This is a genomic window from Streptomyces sp. WAC04114, assembly GCF_019733245.1.
Taxonomy (GTDB): Bacteria; Actinomycetota; Actinomycetes; order Streptomycetales; family Streptomycetaceae; genus Streptomyces; species Streptomyces massasporeus_A.
Genome location: NZ_JAIGQA010000076.1, coordinates 19365 through 33129, shown reverse-complemented (window position 1 = coordinate 33129; position 13765 = coordinate 19365). Strand labels below are relative to the sequence as shown.

General features: G+C 70.1%; 11 protein-coding genes. 5 read left to right on the top strand and 6 right to left on the bottom strand.

What is annotated here, in order from left to right:
- A partial coding sequence (locus K4G64_RS20560; protein WP_260460720.1) for an XRE family transcriptional regulator occupies positions 1 to 680 on the top strand: 680 nt, incomplete at its 5' end.
- Positions 681 to 708: 28 nt separating this feature from the next.
- On the opposite strand, the gene K4G64_RS20555 is transcribed toward K4G64_RS20560, so the two are convergent.
- Complete coding sequence (locus tag K4G64_RS20555; RefSeq protein ID WP_221757484.1) at positions 709 to 1734, bottom strand: ATP-dependent 6-phosphofructokinase; 1026 nt, start codon at positions 1732 to 1734, stop codon at positions 709 to 711.
- A 221-nt stretch (positions 1735 to 1955) separates the two neighbouring features.
- On the opposite strand from K4G64_RS20555, the gene pta reads away from it, so the two are divergent.
- The 3 genes from pta to pyk all read left to right on the top strand — a co-directional run bounded on the left by pta (position 1956) and on the right by pyk (position 6770).
- Entirely contained in the window at positions 1956 to 4058 is a 2103-nt protein-coding gene (pta, locus tag K4G64_RS20550; RefSeq protein WP_221757483.1) for a phosphate acetyltransferase, read from the top strand.
- On the top strand, positions 4055 to 5269 hold the full coding sequence (locus tag K4G64_RS20545; RefSeq protein WP_221757482.1) for an acetate kinase: 1215 nt from the start codon (positions 4055 to 4057) through the stop codon (positions 5267 to 5269). The genes pta and K4G64_RS20545 overlap by 4 nt, the downstream gene beginning before the upstream one ends.
- 73 nt (positions 5270 to 5342) lie before the next feature.
- Positions 5343 to 6770 (top strand): pyruvate kinase, encoded by a 1428-nt coding sequence (gene pyk / locus K4G64_RS20540; RefSeq protein WP_221757481.1) that lies wholly within the window; start codon positions 5343 to 5345, stop codon positions 6768 to 6770.
- A gap of 106 nt (positions 6771 to 6876) precedes the next feature.
- Here the strand turns inward: pyk and K4G64_RS20535 are convergent, their stop codons facing one another.
- From K4G64_RS20535 to K4G64_RS20520, 4 genes are all read right to left on the bottom strand, one after another.
- Positions 6877 to 8244, bottom strand: coding sequence for a hypothetical protein (locus K4G64_RS20535; protein ID WP_221757480.1), 1368 nt, complete (start codon positions 8242 to 8244; stop codon positions 6877 to 6879).
- The gene (locus K4G64_RS20530) at positions 8234 to 8797 is read right to left on the bottom strand and encodes a DUF6114 domain-containing protein (protein WP_221757479.1); all 564 of its coding nucleotides are present in this window, start codon (positions 8795 to 8797) and stop codon (positions 8234 to 8236) included. The genes K4G64_RS20535 and K4G64_RS20530 overlap by 11 nt, the downstream gene beginning before the upstream one ends.
- 118 nt (positions 8798 to 8915) lie before the next feature.
- Positions 8916 to 9548 carry a DUF6230 family protein gene (locus tag K4G64_RS20525; RefSeq protein WP_190902637.1) on the bottom strand — a complete coding sequence of 211 codons (633 nt, stop codon included), beginning with the start codon at positions 9546 to 9548 and terminating at the stop codon, positions 8916 to 8918.
- Between the two features lie 620 nt (positions 9549 to 10168).
- On the bottom strand, positions 10169 to 11146 hold the full coding sequence (locus K4G64_RS20520; RefSeq protein WP_221757478.1) for a tetratricopeptide repeat protein: 978 nt from the start codon (positions 11144 to 11146) through the stop codon (positions 10169 to 10171).
- A gap of 237 nt (positions 11147 to 11383) precedes the next feature.
- On the opposite strand from K4G64_RS20520, the gene K4G64_RS20515 reads away from it, so the two are divergent.
- The gene (locus K4G64_RS20515; protein WP_221757477.1) at positions 11384 to 11995 is read left to right on the top strand and encodes a TetR/AcrR family transcriptional regulator; all 612 of its coding nucleotides are present in this window, start codon (positions 11384 to 11386) and stop codon (positions 11993 to 11995) included.
- Positions 11996 to 11999: 4 nt separating this feature from the next.
- Here K4G64_RS20515 and K4G64_RS20510 read toward each other — a convergent pair whose 3' ends face one another.
- Positions 12000 to 13700: a methylmalonyl-CoA mutase gene (locus K4G64_RS20510; RefSeq protein ID WP_221757476.1), complete on the bottom strand. Its 1701-nt coding sequence runs from the start codon at positions 13698 to 13700 to the stop codon at positions 12000 to 12002.
- Between the last annotated feature and the right edge of the window lie 65 nt (positions 13701 to 13765).

Sequence of the window (13765 nt, the reverse complement as noted above, 5' to 3'; positions counted from 1 at the left end):
CCTTCAACGCCCCCGCCGCCCGCCGGCTGCGCGCGGCCCTCGGCATGGCCCCCGAGCACGTCGCCTACGGCATGCGCGTCTCGTACGGGCACCCCCACGTCACTCCGGACCACGTGATGGCCTGGGAGCGCGGGGCCGCCGCCCCGACCAACTCCGAACTCACCGCGCTCGCGGGCGTGCTGTGGTGCTCGCCCGCCGAACTCATCGGCAGACCGCGCACCCTGCGCGAACACCGCATCGCCCGCTGCCTCGCCCCGGAGGACGTGGCCCGGGCCGTGAGGCACGACGTGCTCGCGTATCTGCGCATGGAGGAGACCGACTCCTGGCGCGGCACGGAACGGCAGTCCGCCGCGCTGGCCGAACTGCTCGGGCTAGACCTGCCCGACTTCGTCACGGTCACGGGCCGCGACGGCAGACTCGGCGATCTGCTGCGCAGCGCCGCCACCACCCGCTGGCAGGCCTATGTCCGCCCCGTGGCCAAACTCGTGCCCCTGGACCGGCGGTTCCTGGAAGCCGCCCTGCAGGGCCTGCACGAGGACTACCAGGGGCACATGGCGGCCACCCTGAGCTGGGGCGGCGGCAGCGGTGACGCGGGCGGTGCCGGCCAGGACTTCCTCGACCGGATCGTGGAGCACTTCTGGACGAAGCTCCAGGACGACACCGACCGGGAGGCCGGCTAGACGTCCGGCCCTCGGGGAAAGCCGGCTCCTAGAAGACCGACTCGGCCTCGTCCATGCGGTCCTTCGGCACCGTCTTCAGCTCGGTCACGGCCTCCGCGAGCGGGACCATCACGATGTCCGTGCCGCGCAGGGCGGTCATCCTGCCGAACTGCTCCTGGTGCGCCGCCTCCACCGCGTGCCAGCCGAACCGGGTGGCGAGCACCCGGTCGTAGGCGGTCGGGACACCACCGCGCTGGACGTGGCCGAGGATGACCGGCTTGGCCTCCTTGCCCAGGCGCCGCTCCAGCTCGTGGGCGAGGGCGGTGCCGATGCCCTGGAAGCGCTCGTGGCCGAACTTGTCTATGGCGCCCTTGACGTAGTCCATGGAGCCCTCGGCGGGGTGGGCGCCCTCGGCGACGCAGACCACCGCGAACTTCTTGCCGCGGGAGAACCGCTCCTCGACCATCTTCACGAGGTCGGCCGGGTCGAACGGCCGCTCCGGCAGGCAGATGCCGTGCGCACCGGCCGCCATGCCGGACTCCAGGGCGATCCAGCCCGCGTGCCGGCCCATGACCTCCACCACCATCACCCGCTGGTGGGACTCGGCGGTGGTCTTCAGCCGGTCCATCGCCTCGGTGGCGACGCCCACGGCGGTGTCGAAGCCGAAGGTGCGGTCCGTGGAGGAGATGTCGTTGTCGATCGTCTTCGGGACACCCACGACGGGCAGACCGGCGTCGCTCAGCATGCGCGCGGCCGTCAGCGTGCCCTCGCCGCCGATCGGGATGAGCGCGTCGATGCCGAACTGGTGGATCATGTCGGAGGCGTTCTCGCAGGCTTCGCGCAGCCGGTCGCGCTCCAGCCGGGACGAGCCGAGGATGGTGCCGCCGCGGGCCAGGATGCCGCTGACGGACTCCAGGTCGAGGCTGCGGTATCGGCCGTCCAGCAGACCGGCGTAGCCGTCCTCGAAACCGATGACCTCGTCGCCGTAGTGGTCGACCGCCCGGTGCACGACCGACCGGATCACGGCGTTCAGGCCGGGGCAGTCGCCGCCTGCGGTGAGAACTCCGATACGCATCGTGCTGTGTCTCCTGCTCGCTGTTGACACCGGTGAGCCACTGCCGATTGTTTCACGCCCCACAGCCCCCTGTGGAACCCCTACGCTGACGGGCGCCTTATCCAGCGGCAGAGGTATTGTCAAGAGGGTTCTGCTCACCTCGGTGGGCGATTTTTGTGCCCCCGCCTGGACAGCAGTGGGGCGAGAGGCGTACCCCCATCCGAGACGAACGGAGAGCGCGCGTGACCCGCAGCGTGTACGTGACCGGCATCGACCGCGGCGACGGACGCCAGGTCGTCGAACTGGGGGTCATGGAGCTCCTCACCCGGCAGGTCGACCGGGTCGGTGTGTTCCGTCCCCTGGTCCACGACGGACCCGACCGCCTCTTCGAGCTGCTGCGCGCCCGCTACCGGCTCACCCAGGACCCGGCGACCGTCTACGGCATGGACTACCACGAGGCGTCCGCCCTCCAGGCCGAGGCCGGCACCGACGAGCTGGTGTCCACGCTCGTCGACCGCTTCCACCTGGTCGCGCGGGACTACGACGTCGTCCTGGTCCTCGGCACCGACTACGCCGACACGCAGCTGCCGGACGAGCTGTCGCTCAACGCCCGGCTGGCGAACGAGTTCGGCGCGTCCGTGATCCCGGTCGTCGGCGGCCGCAAGCAGACCGTCGAGTCCGTGCTCGCCGAGACGCGCAACGCCTACCGCGCCTACGACACCCTGGGCTGCGACGTCCTGGCCATGGTCGCCAACCGGGTGGCCCGCGAGGACCGCGACGAGATCGCCGGCCAGCTCGACTCCCGGCTGCCCGTGCCCTGTTACGTCCTGCCCGACGAGCCCGCGCTGTCCGCGCCGACCGTCTCGCAGATCGGCCACGCCCTCGGCGCCAAGGTGGTGCTGGGCGACGACTCCGGGCTCGCCCGGGACGTGCTGGGCTTCGTCTTCGGCGGCGCCATGCTGCCGACCTTCCTGGGCGCCCTGACCCCGGGCTGCCTCGTGGTCACCCCGGGCGACCGCGCCGACCTGGTCGTCGGCTCGCTCGCCGCGCACAGCGCCGGCACCCCGCCGATAGCGGGTGTGCTGCTCACCCTGGACGAGGTGCCCGGCAACCACATCCTCACCCTCGCCGACCGTCTCGCCCCCGGCACCCCGGTGCTGTCGGTGGCGGGCACCAGCTTCCCCACCGCCGAGCAGCTGTTCTCCCTGGAGGGCAAGCTGAACGCGGCCACCCCGCGCAAGGCGGAGCGGGCCCTCGGCCTGTTCGAGCGGTACGCCGACACCGCCGACCTCGCGCGCCGCGTCTCCGCGCCGAGCAGCGACCGCGTCACGCCGATGATGTTCGAGCACAAGCTGCTGGAGCAGGCCCGCTCCGATCTGCGCCGGGTCGTGCTGCCCGAGGGCACCGAGGAGCGGGTGCTGCACGCCGCCGAGGTGCTGCTGCGCCGGGGTGTGTGCGAACTGACGCTGCTCGGCCCGGTCGACCTGATCCGCAAGAAGGCCGCCGACCTCGGCGTCGACCTCGGCGAGTCCCAGCTGATCGACCCGGCGACCTCCGAGCTGCGGGACACCTTCGCCGAGAAGTACGCGGCCCTGCGCGCCCACCGGGGCGTCACCGTGGAGCTCGCCTACGACGTCGTCTCCGACGTGAACTACTTCGGCACGCTGATGGTCCAGGAGGGCCTCGCGGACGGCATGGTGTCGGGCTCGGTGCACTCCACGGCCGCGACCATCCGCCCGGCGTTCGAGATCATCAAGACCAAGCCGGACGCGGACATCGTCTCGTCGGTGTTCTTCATGTGCCTGGCCGACAAGGTCCTCGTCTACGGCGACTGCGCGGTCAACCCGGACCCGAACGCCGAGCAGCTGGCCGACATCGCCATCCAGTCGGCGACCACGGCCGAGCAGTTCGGCGTGGAGCCGCGGATCGCGATGCTGTCGTACTCCACCGGCACCTCGGGTTCCGGCGCCGACGTCGACAAGGTGCGCGAGGCAACCGAGCTGGTGCGCGCGCGGCGGCCCGACCTGATGATCGAGGGCCCGATCCAGTACGACGCCGCGGTGGAGCCGTCGGTCGCGGCGACCAAGCTGCCCGGCTCCGAGGTCGCGGGGCAGGCGAGCGTGCTGATCTTCCCCGACCTGAACACCGGCAACAACACCTACAAGGCCGTGCAGCGCTCGGCCGGCGCGATCGCCGTCGGCCCGGTGCTGCAGGGTCTGCGCAAGCCGGTCAACGACCTGTCCCGTGGCGCTCTGGTCTCCGACATCGTGAACACCGTCGCGATCACCGCGATCCAGGCCCAGACGCCCGCCCCGTCCCCGAGCGAGAAGGCGACCGCCCAGTGAGCCCCACCCGTGTCCTCGTCCTCAACTCCGGTTCCTCGTCGGTGAAGTACCAGCTGCTCGACATGCGTGACAGCAGCCGACTCGCGGTGGGCCTGGTCGAGCGCATCGGTGAGCAGACGTCCCGGCTGAAGCACACCCCGGCCGGCGGCGAGAGCCGGGAGCGCGGCGGTGCGATCGCCGACCACGACGCCGCCCTGAAGGCCGTCGCCGAGGAGCTCGCCAGGGACGGCCTGGGCCTGGACTCGCCCGAACTCGCCGCGATCGGGCACCGGGTGGTGCACGGCGGGAAGTTCTTCACCGAGCCGACCGTCATCGACGACGCCGTGCTCGCCGAGATCGAGCGGCTCATCCCGGTGGCCCCGCTGCACAACCCGGCCAACCTCACCGGGATCCGCACGGCCCAGGTGCTGCGGCCGGACCTGCCGCAGATCGCCGTCTTCGACACGGCGTTCCACACGACCATGCCGGAGTCGGCCGCCCGCTACGCGATCGACGTCAAGACCGCCGACGAGCACCGCATCCGGCGCTACGGCTTCCACGGCACTTCGCACGCGTACGTCTCCCGGGCCACCGCCGAGCTGCTGGGCAAGGACCCGTCCGAGACGAACGTGATCGTGCTGCACCTGGGCAACGGGGCGTCGGCGTCGGCCGTGCGGGGCGGTCGCTGCGTGGACACCTCCATGGGGCTGACACCTTTGGAGGGGCTCGTGATGGGTACGCGCTCCGGAGACATGGACCCGGCCGTCATCTTCCATTTGATGCGTGTTGGTGGAATGTCCGCCGACGAGATCGACACTCTTCTCAACAAGAAGAGCGGTCTGATCGGTCTGTGCGGTGACAACGACATGAGGGAGATCCGCCGCCGCGTCGACGAGGGCGACGAGCAGGCGGAGCTGGCGTTCGACATCTACATTCACCGGCTGAAGAAGTACATCGGCGCCTATTACGCCGTCCTCGGACGGGTGGACGCGGTCGCCTTCACGGCCGGTGTCGGCGAGAACGCGGCTCCCGTGCGGGCGGCCGCCCTGGCGGGGCTGGAGGAGCTGGGCCTTGCGGTGGACGGCGAGCGCAACGCCGTACGCGGCGACGAGGCGCGGCTGATCTCTCCCGAGGGCGCCCGGGTCGCGGTGGCGGTGGTGCCTACTGACGAGGAATTGGAGATCGCGACACAGACCTACGCGCTGGTAATTGGTTCGGGGAATCACACCTGAGCGGCATGCCGCCCTTTTGTATTTTCCGCCAGACGGAATATTCCGTTGCGAAACAAACCGATAGGATCGCCCCATGCGCCGTTCGAAAATCGTCTGTACTCTCGGCCCCGCGGTCGACTCCCACGATCAGCTTGTCGCGTTGATCGAAGCCGGCATGAACGTGGCCCGCTTCAACTTCAGCCACGGCAGCCACGCCGAGCACCAGGGCCGGTACGACCGGGTCCGTGCCGCCGCCAAGGAGACCGGCCGGGCCATCGGTGTCCTCGCCGACCTCCAGGGCCCGAAGATCCGTCTGGGGACCTTCGCCGAGGGTCCCGTGGAGCTGGTGCGCGGTGACGAGTTCACCATCACCACCGAGGACGTCCCGGGCGACAAGACGATCTGCGGGACGACCTACAAGGGTCTGCCCGGCGATGTCAGCAAGGGCGACCCGATCCTCATCAACGACGGCAACGTCGAGCTGAAGGTCACCGGGGTCGAGGGCTCCCGGGTGAAGACGATCGTCATCGAGGGCGGCGTCATCTCCGACCACAAGGGCATCAACCTGCCCGGCGCGGCCGTCAACGTGCCCGCGCTCTCCGAGAAGGACATCGAGGACCTCCGCTTCGCCCTCCGGATGGGCTGCGACCTGGTCGCGCTGTCCTTCGTCCGGGACGCCAAGGACGTCCACGACGTGCACCGCGTCATGGACGAGGAGGGCCGCCGCGTCCCCGTCATCGCCAAGGTCGAGAAGCCGCAGGCGGTGCAGAACATGGAGGACGTCGTGATGGCGTTCGACGGTGTGATGGTCGCCCGCGGTGACCTGGCCGTCGAGTACCCGCTCGAGAAGGTCCCCATGGTGCAGAAGCGCCTGATCGAGCTGTGCCGGCGCAACGCCAAGCCGGTGATCGTGGCGACCCAGATGATGGAGTCGATGATCACCAACTCCCGTCCGACGCGCGCCGAGGCCTCCGACGTGGCCAACGCGATTCTGGACGGCACCGACGCGGTCATGCTGTCCGCCGAGTCGAGCGTGGGCGCGTACCCGATCGAGACCGTGAAGACGATGTCGAAGATCGTCGTCGCGGCCGAGCAGGAGTTGATGTCCAAGGGCCTGCAGCCGCTGGTGCCGGGCAAGAAGCCGCGCACGCAGGGCGGTTCGGTGGCCCGGGCCGCGTGCGAGATCGCCGACTTCCTCGGCGGCCGGGGCCTGGTGGCCTTCACTCAGTCCGGCGACACCGCCCGCCGTCTCTCGCGCTACCGCGCGGTGCAGCCGATCATCGCCTTCACCACCGACGAGGGCACCCGCAACCAGATGGCGCTGAGCTGGGGCGTGGAGCCGCATGTGGTGCCGTTCGTGAACAGCACCGACGAGATGGTCGACCTTGTCGAGCAGGAGCTCGTGAAGCTGAACCGCTTCAACGACGGCGACATCGTGGTCATCACCGCCGGTTCGCCCCCCGGCGTGCCCGGCACCACCAACATGGTGCGGGTCCACCACCTGGGCGAGGCCAAGGGCTGATCCGTCCGAGGGCCGTGAAAGCCCCTGGACGGCACGGAGGGCGCCCCCTGGATTCCAGGGGGCGCCCTCCGGTGTGTGCGGCTCCCGAACGGGCTCTGAGGGGCGCTCAGTCGGTGGTGAAGTTGTGCAGCCCCGGCACGTGCAGGGTCCCGCCGAACTGCCCGGCCTGCTGGACCTTCACGTTGGTGAAGTAGATCAGCGGGATGTTCAGCGGCGGCGGGTGCTCCGGGTCGAACGTGATCGGGATCAGCCCGAGCAGGTTGCCGGAGATGCTCTCCGTGTACATCACGGTGTCGCCGTCGCGGATCGTGGACGTCGAGCCCTTGGCCGCCTGCACGTGGTAGGTCTTGCCGGACTGCTTGTCCTTGACGGTCTGGTGCAGGTCACCGATGTCGGTGCCGCCGGATATGACGTACTTCAGCACCTTCTTGACGGTGCCGTTGGCGGTCCGCACCTCGACGACGCCCTTGTAGTCGGCGCCCTTCAGCGTCAGCGAGCTGGCGTTGAGGAACCACGGGTCGTCCGGCAGCGGCACCTTGTTGTCGACGCCGCCCTCGGCGTCGGTGGCGGCCGGGCAGTCGTCGGCGTCCGTGGTGGCGCTCGGGGAGGGGCTGGGCGAGGCGGTGGCCTCCTTCGCCTTCTCCGCCGCGTCCTCGGCCGCCTTCTCGACGGCCTTGGTGGTGTCCTCCACCGTCTTGCCGGTGTCCTGCACCGTGTCGGACGCCTTGTCGGTGGTGTCCTCGGCGGTGTCCTCGACCTTGTCGGTCGTGTCCGTCACGGCGTCGGAGGTGTCCTCGGCCGGCTTCTCGGTGCTCTGCGACGCCGAGGCGGACGGGGTCGGGGTCGGGCTGGTGCTCGCCCCTTCCTCACTCTTCCCGCCGTCGAAGATGCCGCCGATCGCGTCGCCGATGTCGTCCAGGATGGTGCCGCCGCTCTCGGACGGCGAGGGGGACGGGGTCGCGGCCGCGTCGTCGCCGCCCGCGTCGGGCGCGCTCGTGGACGGGGTCGGCTTCGGCTCGGCCTCGTCGTCGGAACCTGAATCCGACGAAGAGGAACCGCCGTTGTTCGCCTCCGTACTACCCGAGGGGGACGGCTTCGGGGCGGTGTCGCCCTGGTCGTCCTTCTCGTCCGTCGCGCCGTCGCTCGCCGAGGGGGACGGCGTGGGCGAGGCGGACGCGTCGTCCTTGGAGTCCTTGTCGGATTCCTCCAGGGCAGCGACACAGTCCTTGTACTCGTCGGCCGTCAGGCTCTTGGAGGTCGGCGCCGCCGGGGTGTCGCTGTCGGCTATGGCGAGCGTCGACGTGAAGCCCATGCCCATGAGCACCGCCGTCGGCATCGCCGCCATGGCTATCGCCTTGCCGGCCGGCCTGTTGAACCTGGTGAACAGCGGCTTCTTGGGTGCCGCGTGGCGCGGCCCGGTTCTCACACGGGACGCCTCCACATCAGCCCCGTGGGTCACCTCGTCAGCCGGCACTGTGCCTCCCGTTCGCCCCGTTGGCCGGGTTCGTTCCTGACAGATCGTTCGGCTCGTCCACCCCGTCCACGGGCCGCGGCGCCGTGGTGTCGTGGTCCGTGGCCTCGGGAGTCCCGCCCGTGCCGGTGCCGGCCATCGCGGCGGGCTGTCCCACGGGGGGTGCGCCCGGCGCCCAGGCCACGGCCATCGCCCCGCCCACGAGGGCGAGGAGGAAGCCGATGAGGAAGCCGCCGATGTTGGACACGGGAATGGACACCAGCGCCAGCAGGATGGCGGCGACCCCCGCGAAGACGCGGACGTGCTTCTGGAACCAGAGGCTCACGCCCAGTACGACGAGCAGCACGCCGATGATCAGGGACCCGGCACCCGCGGTGGTCGCCATCGCCAGCGTCAGGTGACCGATCTGGAGGTTCGCGTACGGGAAGTAGGCGATGGGCAGTCCGCTGATGAGAACGAACAGCCCGGCCCAGAACGGCCGCTCACCCCGCCAGGCGCGGAACTGCTGCCTCCGGACGGTGAACTGGCCGGTGGCGGCAGGAGTCTCGGCGCTCATGGAAAAACAGCTCCCTGGTACAGCGTTGCTGTGGTGGTGATATGGGCCCCGCGTGAAGGCGCGGCCGGAAGGTGGACGGGCGGGGGCGCCACCGGCTCCCCCGCCCGTCAGCGAGTGCTTAGTAGCACTCCTTGACACCCGTCGACAGCGACATCTTCAGGCCGCTGAGCTTGAAGGTTCCGGCGGTGGTCGCCCACGCCGTCTGCTTCACGTCGGTCAGGGTCGCCTTGTCCGCCTGCTGGGCGAAGCCGTACGGGTTGGCCGACTCGCCCTTCCGCATGGCCGGACCCTTGTTGGCGTCCTTGGCCGCCACACCGATGTCGATGTTCTCGAACGTCGCATCGGCGCTGAGGTCGGCGACGTCGATGTAGAGGTTCTGGGCCTCCACCGGCTTCGCACCCTGACCCGCACGCAGGATCAGGCTGACGTTCCCGAGCACCGGAATGTTCGGGGTGACGACCGACTGGCACAGGTTCTTGATCGTCGCCTGCTTGAACGACGAGACGGCGACCGGGTGGACGGCCTTCTTGCCGTCCATCGTGTATCCCTCATCGAGGGCGCCGTACTGCGAGAAGCCCGTGCCGACGAGCTGGTCGGTCGTGACCTTGAACGACTGCCCGGAGACACTGAACGACGCGGCGAGAGCGCCCTGCGCGAGGGCGACACCTATCGCAGCCGTGGCGGCGACGCTGGGCACCATGACCACAGCGAACCGCTTCCATCTGGTCCCGCCACGCACCTGGGACTCCATATTTCCTCCTTCTCGGACGTACATCTCCTGTCCTGGCTCGCCCCGATTGGCGGCTCAGCCGGGCAGGGATGGGAGAAGTGCTACGTCCTCGGGAAGGAGAGCGCCTGCACTCGGCGGCGCAACTGCGCCCGAATCACCGGCGATCACCCCCGAGCGACAACCACTGGTCGCGCCTGACACGCATCACGCACAACCCTGCTGGACAGGCTTCGCCGGAAGGGCGAAGACCCCCCTGTCCAAGAGCCGGCGCCACTGCCGCCGGCTCTGCTCGGTGGGGACCCAGGTTGTCCGCGACCCAACCGGCTGCCGGGGTACGGGAATGGACCGAGCGTGGCCGATCGTGGTGCATTCTCGCCGCCCGCACAAGGGGGTTCGTTACTGGCTAGTAACGGCCGGATAACCGAACAACGACCCATCGGTCTCGGTCGGCCACACAGGGTGCTGCCGGGGGGCGGCACAAAGCTGTTGATCGATGGACAGAATCCGACAGATCAACGCCCATGACTTACTCGCAGTAACAGCGGCCGCGATTACCAAGTTTTGGTAAAGCGCGGCCGCTGTGACCCCCTGTGGGCAAATTTTTCACGCGGGCACCACAGGCCCGCGCGTTTAACGACTGGTCAGAACAGGGCGCGCGCCAGGGCCCTGCGCGCCGCGATCACGCGGGGATCATCGGGCCCGACGACCTCGAACAGCTCCACCAGCCGCATCCGCACGGTGTCCCGGTCGTCACCCACCGTGCGCTGCACGGTCTCGATGAGCCGGCCGAAGGCGTCCTCGACATGGCCGCCCACCAGATCCAGGTCGGCGGCGGCGATCTGCGCCCGCACGTCGGCCGGCTTGTCGGCCGCGTCCCGGCGCACCTGCTGCGGGTCGACGCCCTGCACCCGCTGGAGCAACTCGGCCTGCGCGAGACCCAGCTTGGCCTCCTCGTTGCCCGGGTCCTCGTTCAGCACGTTCTTGTAGGCCTGGACGGCACCGGACAGGTCGCCCGAGTCCAGCGCCTGCACGGCGGCTTCGAGGAGCCCGTCGTGCGGACCGGCCGGCTGCTCGGGAGCCGCCGCCGAGGCGCCGCCCGGCTCGGCCTCGGGGTCGACGGTGAGACCGGTCAGGCCGAAGCGCTGCTCGCCGACCTGCACCAGCTGGTCGAGGGTCTGGCGGATCTGCGCCTCGCCCGCCGCCCCCTGGAAGAGGGGCAGCGCCTGCCCCGCGACGACCGCGAACACCGCGGGGATTCCCTGGATGCCGAACTGCTGCATCAGCATCTGGTTGGCGTCGACATCGACCTTGGCGAGCAGGAAACGGCCGTTGTACTCGACGGCCAGCCGCTCCAGGACCGGGCTGAGCTGCTTGCAGGGCTCACACCACTCGGCCCAGAAGTCGATGACGACGGGCACCTCGGCGGAACGCTGCAGGACGTCCCTCTCGAACCCCGCCTCGTCGACGTCGATGACGAGATCGGCCGGGGAGATCGCCCCTGCCCCGCCCTCCCGGGCTGCTTGCGCGCGCGCCTGCTCCGCCTTCGCCTTGGCCTCCTGGGCCGCCTTCAACGCGGCGAGGTCGACGACTCCGCTCATGGACATGTTCCGTGGCTGCATGCGTCTATCCTCCCCCGTCCGGTGCGCGCGTGTGAAAAACGGTGTGAAAGCCGGGCCGGTCCGTGCCCTTCGGCGCCGGGTCCCCACCCCACGCCGGGTGTACCAAGGCCCGTGAACGTCCATCACGGGCTTTCGCTACGAGTCGTAGCGTAATGCCACGCCGGGGTGCCGGGACACCACCCCCCGGTGATCTCCCTCACGGGGCCGCGCGGGAACCACCGGTTTATGGTCGGGTGCATGCACAGTCGCAGCCCAGCCGTCCGTTCCGGGCGCCCGCGCAGCGCCGAGGCGGACACGGCGATCCTGGCCGCGACCCGTGAGGCGCTGGTGGAGCTGGGCTGGTCCAAGCTCACCCTGGGAGACGTGGCGACCCGCGCCGGTGTCGCGAAGACGACGCTCTACCGCCGCTGGGCGGGCAAGAACGAACTGGTCGTCGACGCCGTGGCCGAGCTGTTCGACGCGCTGGAGCTGCCCGACTGCGGCTCGCTGGCCGCCGACATCGAGGGCGTGGTGCTGCAGTTCGCCGCGATCCTTGCCCTGCCGGAGGCGAGGAGCGGCCTGATGGCGGTCGTGGCGGAGGCCACCCGTGACGAGGCCCTGCGCGAACGCATCCGCGCGTCCGTGGTCGACCGCCAGAAGCGGCTGGTCCTGGAGGGCCGCGCCCGGGCCCAGGCGCGGGGCGAACTCCCGGCGGAGGAGGACCCGGAGTCGGCCGCCCGCACGGTGGACCTGATCTTCGACATGGTGGCGGGTGCGGTGGTGCACCGCACCCTGGTGAGTGCGGAACCGGCCGACGAGGAATGGGTCCGCAGCTTCACCAGGGTGCTGTTGCAGGGGCTGGGGTCGTAGGCCGTCAGAAGCCGGCCGGCTCCGTGTACACCCCCCACTCGTCCCGCAGCACGCCGCAGATCTCCCCGAGCGTGGCCTCCGCCCGTACCGCGTCCAGCATCGGCTCGATCATGTTGGCGCCGCTGCGGGCGGCGGCCAGCATCGCGTCGAGCGCGGTGCGCACCGCGGCGTCGTCACGGGCCGCCTTGCGCCCGCCGAGCACCCGGACCTGCTCGCGCTCCACCTCGTGGCTGACCCGCAGGATCTCCAGGTCCCCGGTGACCGACCCGTCGTGACAGTTCACGCCGACGACCCTCTTGTCGCCCTTCTCCAGCGCCTGCTGGTACCGGAACGCCGACTCGGCGATCTCCCCGGTGAACCAGCCGTCCTCGATCCCGCGCAGGATCCCGGAGGTGATCGGGCCGATGGGGTGCCGGCCGTCGGGGTGCGCCCGCAGCCCGCGCTCCTTGATCTGGTCGAAGATCTTCTCCGCGTCCGCCTCGATCCGGTCGGTCAGCTGCTCGATGTACCAGGAACCGCCCAGCGGGTCGGCCACGTTGGCGACGCCGGTCTCCTCCATCAGCACCTGCTGCGTGCGCAGCGCGATCTCCGCGGCCTGCTCGCTCGGCAGGGCGAGGGTCTCGTCGAGGGCGTTGGTGTGCAGCGAGTTCGTCCCGCCGAGCACGGCCGCGAGCGCCTCGACGGCGGTGCGTACGACGTTGTTGTACGGCTGCTGCGCGGTGAGGGAGACGCCGGCGGTCTGCGTGTGGAAGCGGAGCCACTGGGCCTTCTCGGACTTCGCGCCGTAGACGTCACGCATCCAGCGGGCCCAGATCCGCCGGGCCGCGCGGAACTTGGCGATCTCCTCGAAGAAGTCGACGTGCGCGTCGAAGAAGAAGGACAGGCCGGGGGCGAAGACGTCCACGTCCAGCCCGCGCGACAGGCCCAGCTCGACGTACCCGAAGCCGTCCGCCAGCGTGTACGCCAGCTCCTGCGCGGCCGTCGCCCCGGCCTCGCGGATGTGGTAGCCGGAGACGGACAGCGGCTTGTAGGCGGGGATGCCGGCCGCGCAGTGCTCCATGAGGTCGCCGATGAGCCGCAGGTGCGGCTCGGGCTGGAAGAGCCACTCCTTCTGGGCGATGTACTCCTTGAAGATGTCCGTCTGGAGCGTGCCGTTGAGGACGGACGGGTCGACGCCCTGCCGTTCGGCGGCGACCAGGTACATGCAGAAGACGGGGACGGCCGGGCCGCTGATGGTCATCGACGTCGTGACGTCGCCCAGCGGGATGTCCTTGAACAGGACCTCCATGTCGGCCGCCGAGTCGATGGCGACCCCGCAGTGCCCGACCTCGCCGAGCGAGCGGGGGTCGTCGGAGTCGCGGCCCATGAGCGTCGGCATGTCGAAGGCGACGGAGAGCCCGCCTCCGCCGTTGCGGAGGATCATCTTGTAGCGCTCGTTGGTCTGCTCGGCGTTGCCGAACCCGGCGAACTGCCGGATGGTCCACGTCCGCCCTCGGTAGCCGGTCGCGTACAGGCCGCGGGTGAAGGGGTACTCCCCGGGCCAGCCGATCCGGTCGAACCCGTCGTAGGTGTCACCGGGCCGCGGCCCGTACACCGGCTCCACGGGGTCGCCGGAGAGCGTGGTGAAGTCGGCCTCGCGCTTGCGTGCGGCGTCGTACCGGGCCTGCCAGCGGCGGCGGCCCTCCTCGATGGCGTCAGCGTCCATACCCTCGAATTTACTTGGACGTCCTAGTAAATGTCGATGGCTGACGGGAGTGACCTGGCGAACGG